At 51.7% G+C, this 15,157-nt stretch carries 12 protein-coding genes; 6 read left to right on the top strand and 6 right to left on the bottom strand.

Translation table 11 applies throughout. From position 1 onward, the window contains the following. Positions 1 to 223: 223 nt before the first annotated feature. Complete coding sequence (pbpC, locus tag ACYVJQ_RS06660) at positions 224 to 2,566, top strand: penicillin-binding protein 1C (RefSeq protein WP_460892290.1); 2,343 nt, start codon at positions 224 to 226, stop codon at positions 2,564 to 2,566. Between the two features lie 256 nt (positions 2,567 to 2,822). Continuing rightward, positions 2,823 to 3,680, top strand: a complete 858-nt coding sequence (locus ACYVJQ_RS06655; protein ID WP_460892289.1) for a universal stress protein — start codon at positions 2,823 to 2,825, stop codon at positions 3,678 to 3,680. A gap of 280 nt (positions 3,681 to 3,960) precedes the next feature. Here the strand turns inward: ACYVJQ_RS06655 and hemA are convergent, their stop codons facing one another. From hemA to ACYVJQ_RS06640, 3 genes are all read right to left on the bottom strand, one after another. Continuing rightward, positions 3,961 to 5,229, bottom strand: coding sequence for a glutamyl-tRNA reductase (gene hemA, locus ACYVJQ_RS06650; protein ID WP_460892288.1), 1,269 nt, complete (start codon positions 5,227 to 5,229; stop codon positions 3,961 to 3,963). Positions 5,230 to 5,406: 177 nt separating this feature from the next. Beyond that, on the bottom strand, positions 5,407 to 6,129 hold the full coding sequence (locus tag ACYVJQ_RS06645; protein ID WP_460892287.1) for an N-formylglutamate amidohydrolase: 723 nt from the start codon (positions 6,127 to 6,129) through the stop codon (positions 5,407 to 5,409). Positions 6,130 to 6,199: 70 nt separating this feature from the next. Further along, positions 6,200 to 7,105: a S66 peptidase family protein gene (locus ACYVJQ_RS06640; protein WP_460892286.1), complete on the bottom strand. Its 906-nt coding sequence runs from the start codon at positions 7,103 to 7,105 to the stop codon at positions 6,200 to 6,202. 305 nt (positions 7,106 to 7,410) lie between these two features. On the opposite strand from ACYVJQ_RS06640, the gene ACYVJQ_RS06635 reads away from it, so the two are divergent. Next, a complete protein-coding gene (locus ACYVJQ_RS06635) occupies positions 7,411 to 7,767 on the top strand; it encodes a SpoIIAA family protein (RefSeq protein ID WP_460892285.1) in 357 nt (118 codons plus the stop codon). A gap of 164 nt (positions 7,768 to 7,931) precedes the next feature. Then, positions 7,932 to 8,696, top strand: coding sequence for an oxygenase MpaB family protein (locus ACYVJQ_RS06630; protein ID WP_460892284.1), 765 nt, complete (start codon positions 7,932 to 7,934; stop codon positions 8,694 to 8,696). A gap of 20 nt (positions 8,697 to 8,716) precedes the next feature. On the opposite strand, the gene ACYVJQ_RS06625 is transcribed toward ACYVJQ_RS06630, so the two are convergent. Continuing rightward, positions 8,717 to 9,604: a DUF3078 domain-containing protein gene (locus tag ACYVJQ_RS06625; protein WP_460892283.1), complete on the bottom strand. Its 888-nt coding sequence runs from the start codon at positions 9,602 to 9,604 to the stop codon at positions 8,717 to 8,719. Between the two features lie 589 nt (positions 9,605 to 10,193). On the opposite strand from ACYVJQ_RS06625, the gene ACYVJQ_RS06620 reads away from it, so the two are divergent. Next, complete coding sequence (locus ACYVJQ_RS06620; protein ID WP_460892282.1) at positions 10,194 to 11,246, top strand: aldose epimerase family protein; 1,053 nt, start codon at positions 10,194 to 10,196, stop codon at positions 11,244 to 11,246. A gap of 82 nt (positions 11,247 to 11,328) precedes the next feature. Here ACYVJQ_RS06620 and ACYVJQ_RS06615 read toward each other — a convergent pair whose 3' ends face one another. Both ACYVJQ_RS06615 and ACYVJQ_RS06610 read right to left on the bottom strand, forming a co-directional pair. After that, positions 11,329 to 12,177, bottom strand: a complete 849-nt coding sequence (locus ACYVJQ_RS06615) for an aminotransferase class IV (protein ID WP_460892281.1) — start codon at positions 12,175 to 12,177, stop codon at positions 11,329 to 11,331. Beyond that, on the bottom strand, positions 12,161 to 13,297 hold the full coding sequence (locus tag ACYVJQ_RS06610; protein WP_460892280.1) for a DmpA family aminopeptidase: 1,137 nt from the start codon (positions 13,295 to 13,297) through the stop codon (positions 12,161 to 12,163). The genes ACYVJQ_RS06615 and ACYVJQ_RS06610 overlap by 17 nt, the downstream gene beginning before the upstream one ends. A 209-nt stretch (positions 13,298 to 13,506) precedes the next feature. Between ACYVJQ_RS06610 and ACYVJQ_RS06605 the strand changes: the two genes are divergently transcribed. Beyond that, the gene (locus ACYVJQ_RS06605) at positions 13,507 to 15,150 is read left to right on the top strand and encodes an amidase (RefSeq protein ID WP_460892279.1); all 1,644 of its coding nucleotides are present in this window, start codon (positions 13,507 to 13,509) and stop codon (positions 15,148 to 15,150) included. The last annotated feature ends 7 nt before the right edge of the window (positions 15,151 to 15,157 follow it).

Here is a 15,157-nt window from a genome sequence, read left to right as displayed (position 1 = left end):
ACAATCGCCATAAACTCCGCCCCCTTTGGAGGGGGTAGGGGGATGAAAAGGGCCAGACGGAAGAGCCATAGGTTACAGCAAGGGAACAGTTAAAAACGAATCTCGGGTATACCAAAACAGCAAGAGCAGTCATCCCCCTCCCCCCTTCAAAGGGGGACGAAAAAGTAAAAGCCACCTATTACAAACTTTACTTAATTACCCTTTACCCTAAATGCCGCTTTCCATGACCAGACGTATTTACTTCGCCGCGCTTCCTCTGCAAAAAGGCAAGGTGAGACTCTGGTCTGGGGGTGGATTCTTGGCATTTATTCTAGCGGTTTTTCTCCTGCTCAACCTTCTCTTTCCGCTGCAGGTGAACATTGTCTACTCCCCCGTAATCACTGCTTCTGATGGCACCATTCTGCATTCCTTTCTGAGCAAAGATGATAAATGGCGCATGCAGTTGGAGCCTGATGAAGTAAGCCCTACCCTTAGGGAAGCCATTCTCCAGAAAGAAGACCGGTACTTTTATTACCACCCCGGGGTAAATGTGGTGGCGGTGGGCCGGGCATTGGTCAAGAACCTGTTGCACCAGAAAACCACGTCGGGGGCATCTACCATTACCATGCAAGTGGCGAGGCTGCTCTATCCTCAGGAACGCACGTACTGGCATAAACTTACAGAGGTGTTCAGGGCGTTGCAGTTAGAGTGGATGTACAGCAAAGACGAGATTCTCTTATTTTACCTGAACCTGGTGCCCTACGGCGGAAACATAGAAGGTGTAAAGGCGGCCTCGGTTCTGTATTTCCAACAGTCTCCCCGGCAATTGAGCTTGGCGCAGGCGGTGGCTCTTACGGTTATTCCCAACAAACCCTCCTCGCTCAGGATAGGCGTCCAGAACCAGCAGATTGTAGCCTTCCGGAATAAATGGCTCCGACATTTTGCTCGGCAGCAGGCTTTCCCGGAAGACGCTATTGAAGATGCCCTGCTGGAACCATTGGAGGCCCGCCGGATGGCGGCGCCCCATGTGGCACCGCATTTCGCGTACCGTATGTACCGGCAGCACCAGAACCAGGCTATCATCAAGACCACCCTCAACCTGGCGGTGCAGGAAAAGGTAGAGCAACTGGCCTATAACTATTTGCAGCAGCTGAAATACAAGAACATCCATAACGCGGCGGTGCTGGTCATCAACAACCATACGCAGGCGGTAGAGGCCTACCTCGGCTCCGCCGATTTCTCAGATGCGCTTCATGGAGGCCAGGTGGATGGGGTGCGGGCCCTGCGGTCGCCGGGCAGCACGTTAAAGCCCTTTTTGTACGCCACCGCTTTTGAGCAAGGACTGATCACCCCCAAGTCCATTATTGCAGACGTGCCCATCAACTACAGCGGGTACCGGCCCGAAAACTACTTTGGCACCTATAGCGGCAACATTACCATAGAGCGGGCGCTGGCTACTTCTTTGAATATCCCGGCGGTAAAGCTGCTGGACCAGGTGGGCGTACCCACTTTTGTGCGCAAGCTGAAACTGGCAGATTTCTCCCAGATGAAAAAGAACGGCGACCAATTGGGTTTGTCTTTAATTCTGGGCGGATGCGCCGTGAAACTGGAGGAACTCACGGCCTTGTACGCGGCCCTCGCCCGCCAGGGCACCTATGCGCCGTTGCGGTGGCTACAGGAAGACTCCGCTCGGCAGGAAAAGCAGTTGTTATCACCAGGTGCCACGTTTATGGTCAACCAGATCCTGACCCAACTGCAGCGACCAGACTTGCCTCACAACGCAGACAACAGCGGCCATTTGCCCAAAATCGCCTGGAAAACCGGCACCTCTTACGGACGCAAAGATGCGTGGAGCATAGGTTATAACCAGAAATACACGGTGGGTGTGTGGGTAGGAAATTTCTCTGGCGAAGGCGTGCCTGAACTGAACGGTACCGATACCGCTACCCCACTCCTGTTCTCTATCTTTAACACTATTGACTACAACAGCCCCAACCAATGGTATGCCGCACCTAAAAGCGTAGGTACCCGCAGCGTCTGCGCCGAAAGCGGCCGGCCCGGCAACAGCTTCTGCCAGGATTTGGTGGTAGACACGTTTCTGCCCGGCATCTCTTCGGCGGTAAAATGCACGCATCTTAAAAAAGTGCCTGTGTCTTTAGATGGCCAATACGCCTATTGCACTGCCTGCCTGCCAGAGGGCGGGTATGCCCAGAAATGGTACCCCAACCATTCGCCAGAGATATTGACCTATTTTGTGACCCAGCAACTGCCCTATGTGGCCTTGCCCCCGCACAACCCGGCGTGCAGCCGCATATTTCAGGAGTATGCCCCTATCATTGCATCGCCCACGGCGGGCATGGAGTACCTACTGGAGAAAGCTGAACACCAACAACTCATGCTGCAGTGCACGCCGCACAATGAAGTGAAGAAAGTCTACTGGTATGTGAACGATCAGTTCCTGAAGGCAGCGCCCGGCAATGAATCGGTTTTCTTTGCGCCAGATAAGGCCGGCAAGCTTAAAATCTCCTGCCTGGACGACCAGGGCCGGAATACCAACTCCTATGTTACTGTAAGGTTCCTGGAGTAGAAGAATTAGATTACCTTCAGGAAAATCCAGCGTTTCTCCTTTTAAACAAGCCTTCTTTCTTTCCTGAAAATAAAAACGTGCTTTCTGGAACCTCCAGCCTAGCTCCTCCGTTGTGATGCTTGAAAAGGATATAATTTATCATAGAATTATCCTGCATTTTGATTTATGTCATCTTTAAGGCTGACATGGGTCATAAGAACACAGTCCATACTCCCCCACCTTTACTAATCAAATAAAGTATCCTAACTATTTGGCTATGGAAACCATTGTTTGCCCAACAGATTTCACCAACAAATCTGAGAATTCTATTCGATACGCTGATGAGATTGCCCAGCGCATGAACTCCCGTATCATCCTATTCCATAGTATCACGGAATCTGCCCAGGTACAAGCTACCGCCGGGGAGGTAGAATCCTACCCGTCTGCGGAGGAAATGGACCTGGAAGGAAAGCAGCTTAAGAAACTGCGGCGTATCCAGACCTATCTGGAAAGCACCGAATGGGGGATTCCGGTGTCTTATGAAACCAGGGTGGGGTATGGTGAAACCCACCAGAATGTGACCACATTGGCGCAGGATGAGAACGCTGACCTTATTGTACTGGGCTCTGGCCTTACAGATGACATCAAGGAGATAGTAGTGAATTCTCTGGCTGGCCAGGTCATTAACCACGGGCCTTGCCCTGTCCTCATTATTCCGGAGAACGCCACGTTCCGTCCCCTCAGGAAGATAGTGCTGGCGGCAGACTTACGCGGGTTCTCTCTATCTGACACGGCCATGGTGCTTAAATTAGCCAACTATTTTGGCGCGCAGATTGAACTGTTGCACATCATTTCTAAGGAAGATGAAACTGCGCGGCAGTTTGCCCAGGAAGAACTCCAGCGGTTGAGCAAGCGCTTACCTTACCAACGGGTCTCCATTCATGTGGAGGTGAACACCAGCGTTGAGCAGGGCATTAGCCAGTATTGCCGGAACCAGCGGGCAGACATGCTAGTGGTAGGGGCCCATGCCACCAATCCTTGGCAACACCTTTTACAGGCTGAGGAGGCGCAGGCGCCCACGTACCGTACGCACTTGCCGCTCATGGTCATCCATGCCAGAAAGATTCCTTTTTAAAGAGCCTTAACCTTAGATAAAGCAAATGGCCCCAGGAGATTTAATTTCCTGGGGCCATTTGCTTTATCTGAGCTAGGGTGTTCCTGAAAGCACAAGATTAGAATTATAGTGCGTATATAAGGAATCTTGCCCAAGCAGAGAGAGCTGGACAAATTGCCCAGCTCTCTCTGCTTTCAAGTCTTGATTTTTACTGAAACCTACCTGGTAATATGGTTTGTGCCAGGGTGGCTACTCTATAACTTAAAGTAGTTACTGCCCCATGGTGAGGCAGCAAGCGACGTTATGCTTTCTGCGGCTCGGCTTCCAGATTGAATAAGGCGCTCAGGCCCTCAATTAAAGCCTCAGACTCACCGCGTTGACAGGCGGCCTTCAGTTCCAGGGCTGGCATCTTCACAATTTTGTTGAGGATATTCTTGGTAATGGTCTCCACCAATTCTTTTTCCTGGGCACCCAATGATTTCACGTACCGCGCCAACTCCCGCTGCCGTATTTCTTCCAGACGGTTTTTAAATTGCTGTAGCGCAGGCGACATGCTCATCTCCTTGGTCCAGGTCTCAAATTCAGTGATGGATTCCTGAATAATTTGCTGTACGGCCGGAATGGCGGCCAATCTTATTTCCAGGGCTTGGGTGGCCCGGTTCCGGATGTTATCAATGTTGTACACCTTAGTTCCTGCCAGTTCCTGTAGGTTGTTGTCTATGCTGCGGGGCATGGAAAGGTCCACAAAGAAAGACGGGGCGGCTTCACCCATTTTCACCACTTTTTCCTTGCTGATAAAAAAGCAATCGCCGGGAACCGATGAAATCACGACATCGGCCTGGGCCATTTCTTCCCACACGTTCTCCCAGTAAATGGCTCTGGCATTGCATTTGGCGGCCAACTCCACAGCCTTGTGGTGGGTGCGGTTGGCAATGGTGATGTGCTGCAGAGTAGATTTCTGGAAATTATCGCACACGTTGGCGCCAATCTCCCCTACCCCAATCATCAGCACCTTAGGCTCCACCATGTACCTGGTTAGTTCTTCCACCAGCTCTACCGTGGCATATGAAACAGAGGCAGCGCCGTCTTTGAAGGCGGTCTCATTCACTACCCGCTTATTGGTAAAGAAAATGGTGTGCAACAGGCGGTGCAGGAAAGGACTCACCGTGCCGGCATCTGAGGCCCATTGGTAGGCATTTTTCACCTGGTTCATGATCTGCATGTCCCCCACCACCTGAGACTCCAAGCCTAAGGCTACCTGGAAAAGGTGTTGTACCGCTTCCTGCGGCTGGGTAATATGCCTGAAAAAAGAGGAAACCTGCTGAGAATCAAAAATGCCTTTCTCAATGGAGATCAGTTCCACCAGCTCCCGGGAATAGTCTGCCTCCGCTGAATAATACACCTCGGTGCGGTTACAGGTAGAAAGTACCAACACATCCTGCGCTTGGGTGAAATCCTTTATCTTATCTAACAGGTTTCGGCAGGCTATCTCATTGAGAGATACCGCTTCGCGCACTGTGATGGGGGCTTGTTTGTAAGATAGAGTAAGTACTTTGAACTGGTTTTGCATGGTCAATGGTCAAAATGCACTGCAAATTTCGCAAGAACCGCTCAGCAGAAAGATGATGTAGGTCACTTTTGTAGGGGAAAGTTATCAGTTCTGGTATTTCCCTGGGCACTTAAACAGACTAAGGCGACTGCCTGAAAACCGGCTTTTTTTCCAGCTAGGTAACCTGGCCCCGCTTTTTCAGGGATAGTTTTCTACCATGGTATGCCGCAGGGCGTTGGTTAACTCGTCTACCACTGCCTGCCAGACTTCTTCTTTTCCATCCAGGAAAAACTTTTGGTTTATTTCCAGCTCAAACCCGGCGTATTGGTTTTTGCTGAACTTACCCCGCAGGTAGGTTGGGAACCCGTCATCGGTGCCCGGGTAGGGCGAGTTGTAGAGGACTTTGCGAGTGGGGTTTTGCTCTTTTAACTGCTCCCGCAGCTGCTGCGCAATGGCCTTTTCCAGGGGCCGTTTCGGGTCAAACAAGACGCCTATATCTGCCTTGCGCACCTCACCGTCCAGGGCTGGGGTAAAAGTATGGATGGCCAGGTGGCATACCCGTTGGCCGACAGCGGTGATTTTGGTTATATGCTCTTCCACCTCATGCCGGTGCGGGAAATAAAACTTGTCCAACACCGCTTTTCTTTCTTTCTCAGACAGACTTTTGCTGAAGTCTGAAAACAGTTCATCGCTATCCAGAGACCGGTTGGCTTCTACCAGTAGCCTAGAAACGGAGGTAAAGTACAGCGGTAATCTTAAGGCAGCGGCCAGGTGGCGGGCCAGCCGCAGCGCCCCGGGGTCAAAGGCTTTGTGGGAGTACAGCGTTTCCTCCTTCCCTTTGAAAAGCGCCAGGTATTTTTTTGGCACCTCGTTTCCTGCGTGCTCACAGGTCAGTAGAAAAGTGGGCTTTGATTTCTCCATATTCCTCAGGTTTCCGTTTCAGGGCCATTTTTGAAAAAACAGGCTTAAAACACGTTTTCAGGTTATTTGCCTAAAGATTAAACTTAACCGAAGTGCCTTTGCCGGTTACCTCCATTTTCACCGGCGCCCCAAAGACCATGGCCTTGTTCACCCCGCCATGGCCCGCCGGAAACCCGAAGCAAACCGGAAAGTCATATTCCTTCACCGCGTCCCGGACAATCTCCTCGGGGGTTTTCCCAAACGGAGGGTCATCTTTCTTGATTTCCACCAACTGGCCTACCAACAGCCCTTTCACATACTCAAACTTGCCGGCCTGCTTTAAGGAAAGCAGGTAATTGTCTAACCGGAAGTGCTGTTCCCCCACGTCTTCCAGAAACAGGATCTTGCCGTTGGTGTTCACTTCAGACTTAGTGCCTTTGGCATTGCACAGAATACTAATGGTGCCGCCCACCAGGGTGCCTTCGGCTTTCCCAAACCGGTTTAGAGGGTGGGCTTTTATAGAATACTCCAGGTTCTCCCCAAAAAGGGCTTTGCGCAGGCTTTCCCAGGATTCTACCTTAAACCCGGCCTCCAGGTCGCTGGCCATGGTGCCATGAATGGTGGCCGTGCTCAGCAGGCCCTGTACATGGCTGTGCAGGAAGGTAGTGTCACTGTAGCCCACCAGCCACTTAGGGTGGAATTTGAATTTATTGAAATCTACGTCTTCAATGACCCGCACAATGCCGTAGCCGCCCATGGTCTCCAGCACGGCTTTGATCTCATCATTGTCCAGCATCTCTTGCAGGTCTTGCCGGCGCAGGTGGTCTGACCCCGCAAAGCTGCCCTGGCGGGGCCCTATGGTTTTGCCCAGCACCGGCTTCAGTTTCCAGTCTTTCAGGATCTTGACTAATCCATCAATGTATGGCTGCTCTGTAAAATTGCTGGTGCTTATCACACCTACTTTATCACCGGCTTTAAGAAAAGGAGGTAGTGTCATGGTCTGTTATGCGTTTTACCCCGCAACGGGAAATGTTTCTTGTCTGTTTACGGCCCCCGTAAAATCTGGTAGTTAACACAATGGCCTTTCCGTGTTTCTACCAAGGGCCTTTCTGGAGATGGGCCTTTATCTTTCAAAACGGCCTGTTACTATAAACCATCCAAAAAAGGTCAAGCGCCAAGGCCACCGGTTTGCCTCTCTAGAACTTTGCGTTTTGGGCCCGTTTTAAGAAAAAGAGGCCCAAAATAGCCCGCTAGTTTTAACTTACGACCGGTAATAGCGTACCAAATTGAAAAGGCAAGGCGATGGTAGAAATAATAAAAACCGACAACCCCACGGTTTTTGCCGTTTGGGTAAAGGGCACGTTAGGCAAGGCCGAGTATGAGGTAATGCTGCCGGCCCTGGAAGAAAAAATTGCGGAACACGGCAAACTGAACCTGTATTGGGAGATGACCGGCTTGGACCACTGGTCAGCCGAAGGACTCTGGGAAGACCTGAAGTTTGACGTGAAGCACGTGAACAGTTTCCTGAAAATTGCCCTGGTAGGTGACAAAGCCTGGGAGAAGAACCTTACCGCCTTAATGAAACCCTTCACCAGCGCCCAGGTAAAATACTTTGATCACCAGAACCGAGACGAAGCCCGCGAATGGGTAGGATTATAAAAAAAACAGGCCCAAGCTGTTACCGTTGTTTTAAGCCCATTTTTGTAAAAACGGGCTTAAAACGCTGATTGGTTCACCTGCCTTTTTGGCCGCACGTTCTAATTGGCTACCTTGGCACATCACAAGCATTTTAAAGCTATTTTATCCCTTAACCCTCAACAGCCATGGAGTTCTTTGTAAAGAAAGGATCAATCGTGCGCGAGATTTGGGGTAAGGGCGATACCATCCTGTTTATTTTTGCGGGTTCGGCCGCTGAGTTTGCCCTCAACAAGGCCGTAGACTGGCTTTATTTTACCGGCCGGCTCCCCACCGATCCCTTGGGCCGGCTTTTCTCTACCGTAGGCTATGCCCGGCGCATTGTGTTCTCCTCTCTGGAAGGAGCCCATCGGGCCATAGACAGCATGGCGCATATTCATGCCGCCGTGGAAGGCAAACGCGGGGCCGCCATTCCAGACTGGGCCTACCGCGATGTTCTGTTTATGCTCATTAACTACTCCATTAGGGCGTATGAAGTGCTGGAACGGAAGCTCACCTCTCAGGAGAAAGAGGAAGTGTTTGAGGTATTCACGCGGGTAGGTCTTAGAATGGGATTGACGGGTCTTCCTACTTCTTACCCTGCCTGGCTGCAGATGCGCGAAGAACACTTACTGCAAGACCTTATCCCTAGCCATTATACCCATGACCTGTTTCAACAGTACCAAAAGCACTTGGGCCTGATAAGGTACCGCCTTTTGTTGGAAGCCCAGGTAATGGTAGTGCCCGACCACGTGAAAAGCCTGCTGGGGTTCAGGAAAACCTCGCTCATCACCCCCCTGCTGCAGGCCTATAAAGTCACCCGCACTTTTAAACTGGACTGGTTTCTCAAGTCCATTATTCTTCCGCCGGCCTACAAAAAGGAAATCAAGGACCTGGACATAGAACCCGCCTGAGCGCAGAACTTTGGGCTCACTTACTGTGTGATAGTGGTAAATCCTTGCAGCGTATACATGAGCCCTAAGCCTAGAGACTGGCTGTACTGCACCGCCGAGTCCTGGTCATAGTCATAGATAAGGTTACCCATCAGGTTCACATTAAGGTACTTGTTCACTTTGGCGGTAAACACCGCGTTTAACCGGTGGTCTATACGCTTTAGGGTTAGCTCCTGATAATTGATATTCGCCACGTAATTCAGCCTCAGGTTTACGTTGGTGGCAATGTCTTTCTGGTAATCGGCTTGCACCAGGGCAGAAAGGATCTCAGTGCGGACTACGTCTCCTTCTGGCACCCCGTAGCGCTCATTTTCCCCTACCTGGTCATCTACCAGAAAGGTAAACCTTGGCGCAAATGGGCTAAGCCGCAAGGAGAAATTAGGGGTAGGCTTGTACTCAGCGCCCAGCACAAAGGTCAGGTAGCCCGGCGACAGGAAATTGGAAATTAGCCGGTCCTGGCCGGTATCGTCAACATTATATTCGTAGCCCCTGGCAAACTGTGATAGAAAGTTAAGGGCCACAAAGGCGTTCCAGTCACTGGAGAAACCCACGCCGTATTTGGTATCCAGGTACAGCCGGTCCAGGCTTTTGCGCAGGCCCTCCCCTTTGTTTTTCAGAAAGCCATACTGTAGCTGCAGGCTGTTATCCCAGGACCGGCGTTCAAATTTATAATCGGCGCGGGCGTTCAGGAAGGTATTAAGGGCGATGGAGTTGACTCCGCCCGCCTTCCAGTTATCACTGAAAGAGGCCTGGTTCAGGTTGAGGCCCGTGGCAAAAGACCTTCGCCAGGTTGTGTCTGCAAGGGTCTGCGCCTGGGCCAGGTTAGCCCCAAAAAGAAGGAGTCCTAAGAAAAGTAAAAGTCTACGCATGTGATGGGGGATTTGAGTACTATAATTCGGCTAGAACTGTTTCTCCAAAAGTAGGCGTAAATCACCATAAGGTGGTAACGACAGATAGCTTTGCCTTTAAAATTGCCATCTAACCTATTCTCCCTGAAGGCCAAGTGATAACTCTTCTCCATAGCACACTGCATCCTGGGTCACCCTCCTTCCTTCGGCCCTGAATTACTTCCAGCCTAAGAAACAGTCGCAAATCCTGGTAGAAAATTCAGGTAAAAGTCTTTGGCGCCAAAATAAGTACTTAATGGGATAGAACCAGAATTTGGCTTTGGCCAGGGAACACCCTGCAGGTTCAGGCGTATGCTTTTAGAGGAGGTTTTGGAATGGGTCAATAACTGGTTGGAGCTTGGTATTTCCTGGCGGCAACTGCCAAAGCAGGATTCTATTGAATCCGTTTTAAGGCTTCCCGAAAAGGCTAAACACTAACCTGAAGACTAAACGAATAATTTTGCCAGGACCCTAGAGCTTAAAAACATTTTCAGGCCTGCCCTAAAAACAGTGCTATTCAAACAGAAGAATTTGTATTCTTACGTTTGGATCTGCCTTTAACATCTGATGTATGGATATAGAGAAAAAACCATTTGGAAAAACCCTGGAAGGGGAAGAAGTCCAGGTGTACACCCTCATAAATGAAAATGGGATGTCCGCCTCCATCACCACTTACGGGGGCATTGTAACCTCGCTTTTGGTACCAGACAAGGACCGTAAACTGGCAAACGTAGTGCTGGGCTTTAACCATCTGGACGGCTACCTCTCTGAGGCCTATCTTAAGAATCAACCTTATTTTGGGGCCTTGATTGGCCGTTACGGCAACCGTATTGCAGGGGGTACCTTCAAACTCAACGACCAGGAATATACCCTGGCCACCAATAACGGTCCCAACCATTTACATGGTGGCCGCAAGGGGTTTGACAAAGTTGTATGGGCCGCGAAGGAAATGCCGGAAAGAAACACCCTCCAATTCTCCTATACCAGTCCGGCCGGCGAGGAAGGTTACCCGGGCACCTTACAGGTAACGGTTACCTATACCCTTTCTACTCAGAACGAGCTCATCATTGACTACCAGGCCACCACAGACCAGGCCACGCCCGTAAACCTTACGCAGCACAGCTACTTCAACCTAACCGGCGGACAGGAAGACGTGTTGGGCCATGAACTCCTCCTCCACGCCGACTACTACACAGCTGTAGACCAGAACCTAATCCCAACCGGAGAACTGGCCCCGGTGGCAGGTACCCCGCTGGATTTCAGGGAACCCCACTTGATTGGCGAACGCATACAGCAAATGCCGGGCGGCGGCTATGATCACAACTACGTACTCAACGACGCAGACGGCACCCTTAAGCTGGCCGCTACGGTCTATGAGAAAACCAGTGGCCGCACAATGGAAGTATTCACCACAGAGCCCGGCCTGCAGTTCTATTCCGGTAACTTTCTGAAAGGGGAAATCACCAATGACAAAGGGCAGCCTATCCAGAACCACGCCGGGTTCTGCCTGGAGGCACAGCATTACCCAGATTCGCCCAACCAGCCCTCGTTCCCGTCTACCATCTTACAGCCCGGCGAGGTGTACCAGCAACGGACCATCTATAAATTCTCTGCCAAAAGGTAATGCTGGAGTAGTTTTACTTTCTGTCCACCACATTCCTTTCCCGTTTTAAGCCCGTTTTCTCAAAAACGGGCTTAAAACGGGGTTACTTTTGTAGGTACTGTTTTTCCAGGTCCACCAGGTCCTGCAGGAGGTCTAGGGTTACGGCGCCTGGTTTTCCGTTGCCAATAGGTTGGCCGTCTATCTCAACCAGGGGCAACACGCGTTTGGTGGTGCTGGTCATGAAAGCCTCTTTCGCTTGCGCGATGTCTTCTAAGGTAACCGTACCTTCCTGCACCGGGTATTTCTTGCGGGCCAGTTCCAGTACGTTCTTGCGGGTAATGCCATGCAGGATTTCCTGGGCCGGGGTGAGGACGGTGTTGTCTTGTTTCACCAGAAAGAAATTACTGCGCGGAAACTCAGACACTACCCCATTCTGGTGGTACAGCACGTCATCGGCGCCCCGCGCTTTCACCTGCTGCAGCAACTTAATGCCCATGGAGTAATTAATAGTCTTGGCCGCCGCCAGATCGCGCACGTATTCATGGGTGATGATCTTAAGGCCGGTGGCTAGCTGCGCTTCTGAGGGCATGGAGAGCGGCTGCTGCAGAATAATCAGGTTAGGCTCCCCCAAGTCATAGCCGTTCTCAGAATAGCCGCCAGTCAGCACCATCTTCACCCCTGAGTCTGATAGCCCGTTCCGCTGGATTAATTCCTCCAGTTTCAGTTTCAGTTCCTCTTCAGACAACGGCACCTTAAGCCCCATGAGCAGGGCCGAGCCGTAAAACCGGTTTAGGTAATCCTCCAGAAAAAGGGGCTTCCCCTCCTGGGTTTTAAAGAAATCAAAAACGCCATACCCCCGCAGAATAGCCAGGTCACTTACGTGCAGGAAGGCACTTTCCTGGGGCAGGAATTCATCATTTAGAAAGGCGTATAAACTAGGGGTTAAGGACATAGTGCTTTTTTAAGATATCTAATGTTTTCTCCAACGGCAGGGCCGGAACAACGGTTTTATCTTTACCCTGCAGGGTCTCGGCTTTGAACAAGGAATTGATAATGGCTTCCTCGGTGGCTTCAATAGTGGCCAGAAATAAGGCAGAAATTTCATCATTGCGCAAGAGCGTTACGGTCTGGGTTTTCTCTTTAGACACATGCGGCACCCTTACCGCAGCGTTGGCCGAAAAAGCAATCACGTAATCGCCGCTGCCGTTAGACGCGATGCCGCCAGTCTTGGCCAGGCCCATCATGGCGCGTTTGGCCAGCCGTTCCAGGTTGCGGGCATCCAGGGGAGCATCGGTGGCTACCACCATCATGCAGGAGCCGTCTGCTTTCTCCAGCACCTGTTTACTAAACGAAAATTGCTTCAGTTCCTCGCCTACCGGGGCCCCGTCTATCTGCAATACCCCGCCAAAGTTAGACTGTACCAGCACGCCCACCGTGTAGCCGCCCAAGCTTTGGGGCAGGGCCCGGGAAGAGGTACCAATGCCGCCTTTAAACCCGAAACAGACCGTTCCTGTACCGGCCCCCACGTTCCCTTCTTCTACCGGGCCGCTTTTAGCCTGTTTTAGGGCAGCCAGAACGTGGGCCTCCTTGATGTGCCGGCCCCTAATGTTGTTCAGGGTGCCGTCATTGGTTTCGCCTACCACTGCGTTCACAGACTGCACGGTTTCATTGCCGGGCTGTTGCAGGGTATAATCCACCACGGCGTTGAGGGCTGTGCCCACCGCCAAGGTATTGGTAAGGATAATTGGGCTTTCTAAGGTACCCAGTTCCTGTATCTGCGTAGTGCCAGCCAGTTTCCCGAACCCGTTGCCCACATATACCGCCGCCGGCACTTTCTCCTGGAAGATATTCCCTGCATGGGGCAAAATGGCCGTAACCCCGGTGCGTATCTGGTCTCCTTGTCTCACCGTGGTGTGGCCCACCGTTACCCCGGGTACATCTGTGATGGCATTTTCTTTTCCGGTGGGCAGCACGCCTATTTTCAAGCCGTAGTCCCGGGCCCGGCCGCGCGACTGGCCGGCTACGTTGGTCACCAAAAGAAGCAAAAGGAAAAACAGCAGGTATCTGGTCATAGGCTAAGACATCTTCCCAAATGTATTCTGAAAAGGCTAATAATGACAGGGTTTGTGCAAGAAATACGCCATTCATGTTTTGGGCCTGTTTTTAGAAAAACAGGCCCAAAACATGCCAGCCAAAAATCAGGAAAGACCCTTTATAAATTTGCGGTTAATTCCTTTTAATTAGAGAGACAGACCAGTATCTTACTTCAAATTGGATAAAAATGAACCGTAGAAATTTTATAAGAACCGGCTCTTTGGCGGGAGTCACTATCTCGGCCCTGGGGCTTAGCGCCTGCGCCACCGGCACCACTGCTACTACGCCAGAGGCTCAGGCCAACGCTGCTGCTCCAGAGGTTTTCAAGGATGACTTCAAACTGAATGAGGCCACCATTCAGGAACTGCAGCAGAAGATGCAGAAAGGCGAGCTCTCTTCCCGCCAAATTACCCAAATGTACCTGGACCGCATAAAGGCAATTGACAAAAGCGGGCCCAAAATCAACTCGGTGATAGAGGTGAACCCAGACGCCCTTAAGATAGCCGATGCCATGGACCAGGAACGTAAAGCCGGTAAACTACGCGGACCGCTGCACGGTATTCCGGTAATGGTAAAGGACAACATTGATACCGGCGACAAAATGGCCACCACTGCCGGCGCCCTGGCCCTAGCCGATAACAAAGCCAGTAAGGACGCTTTTATTGTAGCCCGCCTGCGCGCGGCTGGCGCCGTCCTGATTGGCAAAACCAACCTGAGCGAGTGGGCCAACTTCCGGTCTACCGAATCTAGCAGCGGCTGGAGCAGCCGGGGTGGTCAGACGCGCAACCCCTACGTGCTGGACCGCACGCCCTGTGGGTCCAGTTCCGGGTCTGGCGTGGCCGTGGCCGCCAACCTGTGCACGGTGGCTGTGGGTACGGAAACCAACGGGTCTATTGTCTGCCCTGCGGCCGTGAACGGCTTGGTGGGCTTCAAGCCTACCGTAGGACTGGTAAGCCGCTCTGGCATTATCCCCATCTCCCACACCCAAGATACCGCCGGTCCGCTGGCCCGTACCGTCACTGATGCCGCCCTTCTGTTGGGCGTGCTGGCCGGGGTAGACGCGGCAGATGCCGTGACCAAGGAAAGCACAGGCAAAGCCTATGCAGACTACACCCAGTTCTTAGACCCCAACGGCCTGCAAGGCAAGCGCATAGGCGTAGAAAAATCTTTCCTGAAAGGTCACGTGGGCATTGACGAGCTCCTACAACAGGCCTTGACTTTATTGAAAAGCAAAGGCGCTACCATTGTGGAAGTAGAGATGATGAAGAAGATACGGGAGGTGTCTAGCAAAAGCTTCCTGGTGCTGCAGTATGAGTTCAAAGACGGCGTCAACAAATACCTGGCTACTTCTAACGGCAAAGTGAGGTCCCTGAAAGAGGTCATAGAATTCAACAAGCGCAACGAAGCCCAGGCCATGCCTTTCTTCAAGCAGGAGATTCTGGAGATGTCTGAGAAACTGGGCAACCTGAATACCAAAGAATACCAGGAGGCCGTGACCAAACAGGTAGCTGGTTCGCGCGCGGCCATCAACCAACTCATGGAGGAACACAAGCTGGACGCCATCACTGGCCCTTCCTACGGTCCGTCCTGGTGCATTGACCTGGTGAACGGCGACTCTTCTACCGGCTACGGATTGTCCACCCCGGCCGCTCTCGCTGGTTTCCCGCACATCACCCTGCCCATGGGCCAGGTGCAGCATCTGCCCATCGGGCTGTCCTTCTTCGGGAAGGCTTATGCTGAGCCAGAACTGCTCAAGATTGCCTATGCCTATGAACAGGCCTCAAAACTGAGAAAACCGCCTATGTTCAGAAAATCTGCCGTATCTTCTTAGGCTCTTG

This window comes from Rufibacter soli, from assembly GCF_054781795.1.
Note: the sequence above shows the minus strand (reverse complement) of the source record. Positions and strands in the feature narration are given on the sequence as shown.

Bases quoted from the DNA above. Each gene is read 5' to 3' on its own strand.
- pbpC (WP_460892290.1), top strand. From the start codon at position 224: ATGACCAGACGTATTTACTTCGCCGCGCTTCCTCTGCAAAAAGGCAAG.
- ACYVJQ_RS06655 (WP_460892289.1), top strand. From the start codon at position 2,823: ATGGAAACCATTGTTTGCCCAACAGATTTCACCAACAAATCTGAGAAT.
- hemA (WP_460892288.1), bottom strand. From the start codon at position 5,229: ATGCAAAACCAGTTCAAAGTACTTACTCTATCTTACAAACAAGCCCCC.
- ACYVJQ_RS06645 (WP_460892287.1), bottom strand. From the start codon at position 6,129: ATGGAGAAATCAAAGCCCACTTTTCTACTGACCTGTGAGCACGCAGGA.
- ACYVJQ_RS06640 (WP_460892286.1), bottom strand. From the start codon at position 7,105: ATGACACTACCTCCTTTTCTTAAAGCCGGTGATAAAGTAGGTGTGATA.
- ACYVJQ_RS06635 (WP_460892285.1), top strand. From the start codon at position 7,411: ATGGTAGAAATAATAAAAACCGACAACCCCACGGTTTTTGCCGTTTGG.
- ACYVJQ_RS06630 (WP_460892284.1), top strand. From the start codon at position 7,932: ATGGAGTTCTTTGTAAAGAAAGGATCAATCGTGCGCGAGATTTGGGGT.
- ACYVJQ_RS06625 (WP_460892283.1), bottom strand. From the start codon at position 9,604: ATGCGTAGACTTTTACTTTTCTTAGGACTCCTTCTTTTTGGGGCTAAC.
- ACYVJQ_RS06620 (WP_460892282.1), top strand. From the start codon at position 10,194: ATGGATATAGAGAAAAAACCATTTGGAAAAACCCTGGAAGGGGAAGAA.
- ACYVJQ_RS06615 (WP_460892281.1), bottom strand. From the start codon at position 12,177: ATGTCCTTAACCCCTAGTTTATACGCCTTTCTAAATGATGAATTCCTG.
- ACYVJQ_RS06610 (WP_460892280.1), bottom strand. From the start codon at position 13,297: ATGACCAGATACCTGCTGTTTTTCCTTTTGCTTCTTTTGGTGACCAAC.
- ACYVJQ_RS06605 (WP_460892279.1), top strand. From the start codon at position 13,507: ATGAACCGTAGAAATTTTATAAGAACCGGCTCTTTGGCGGGAGTCACT.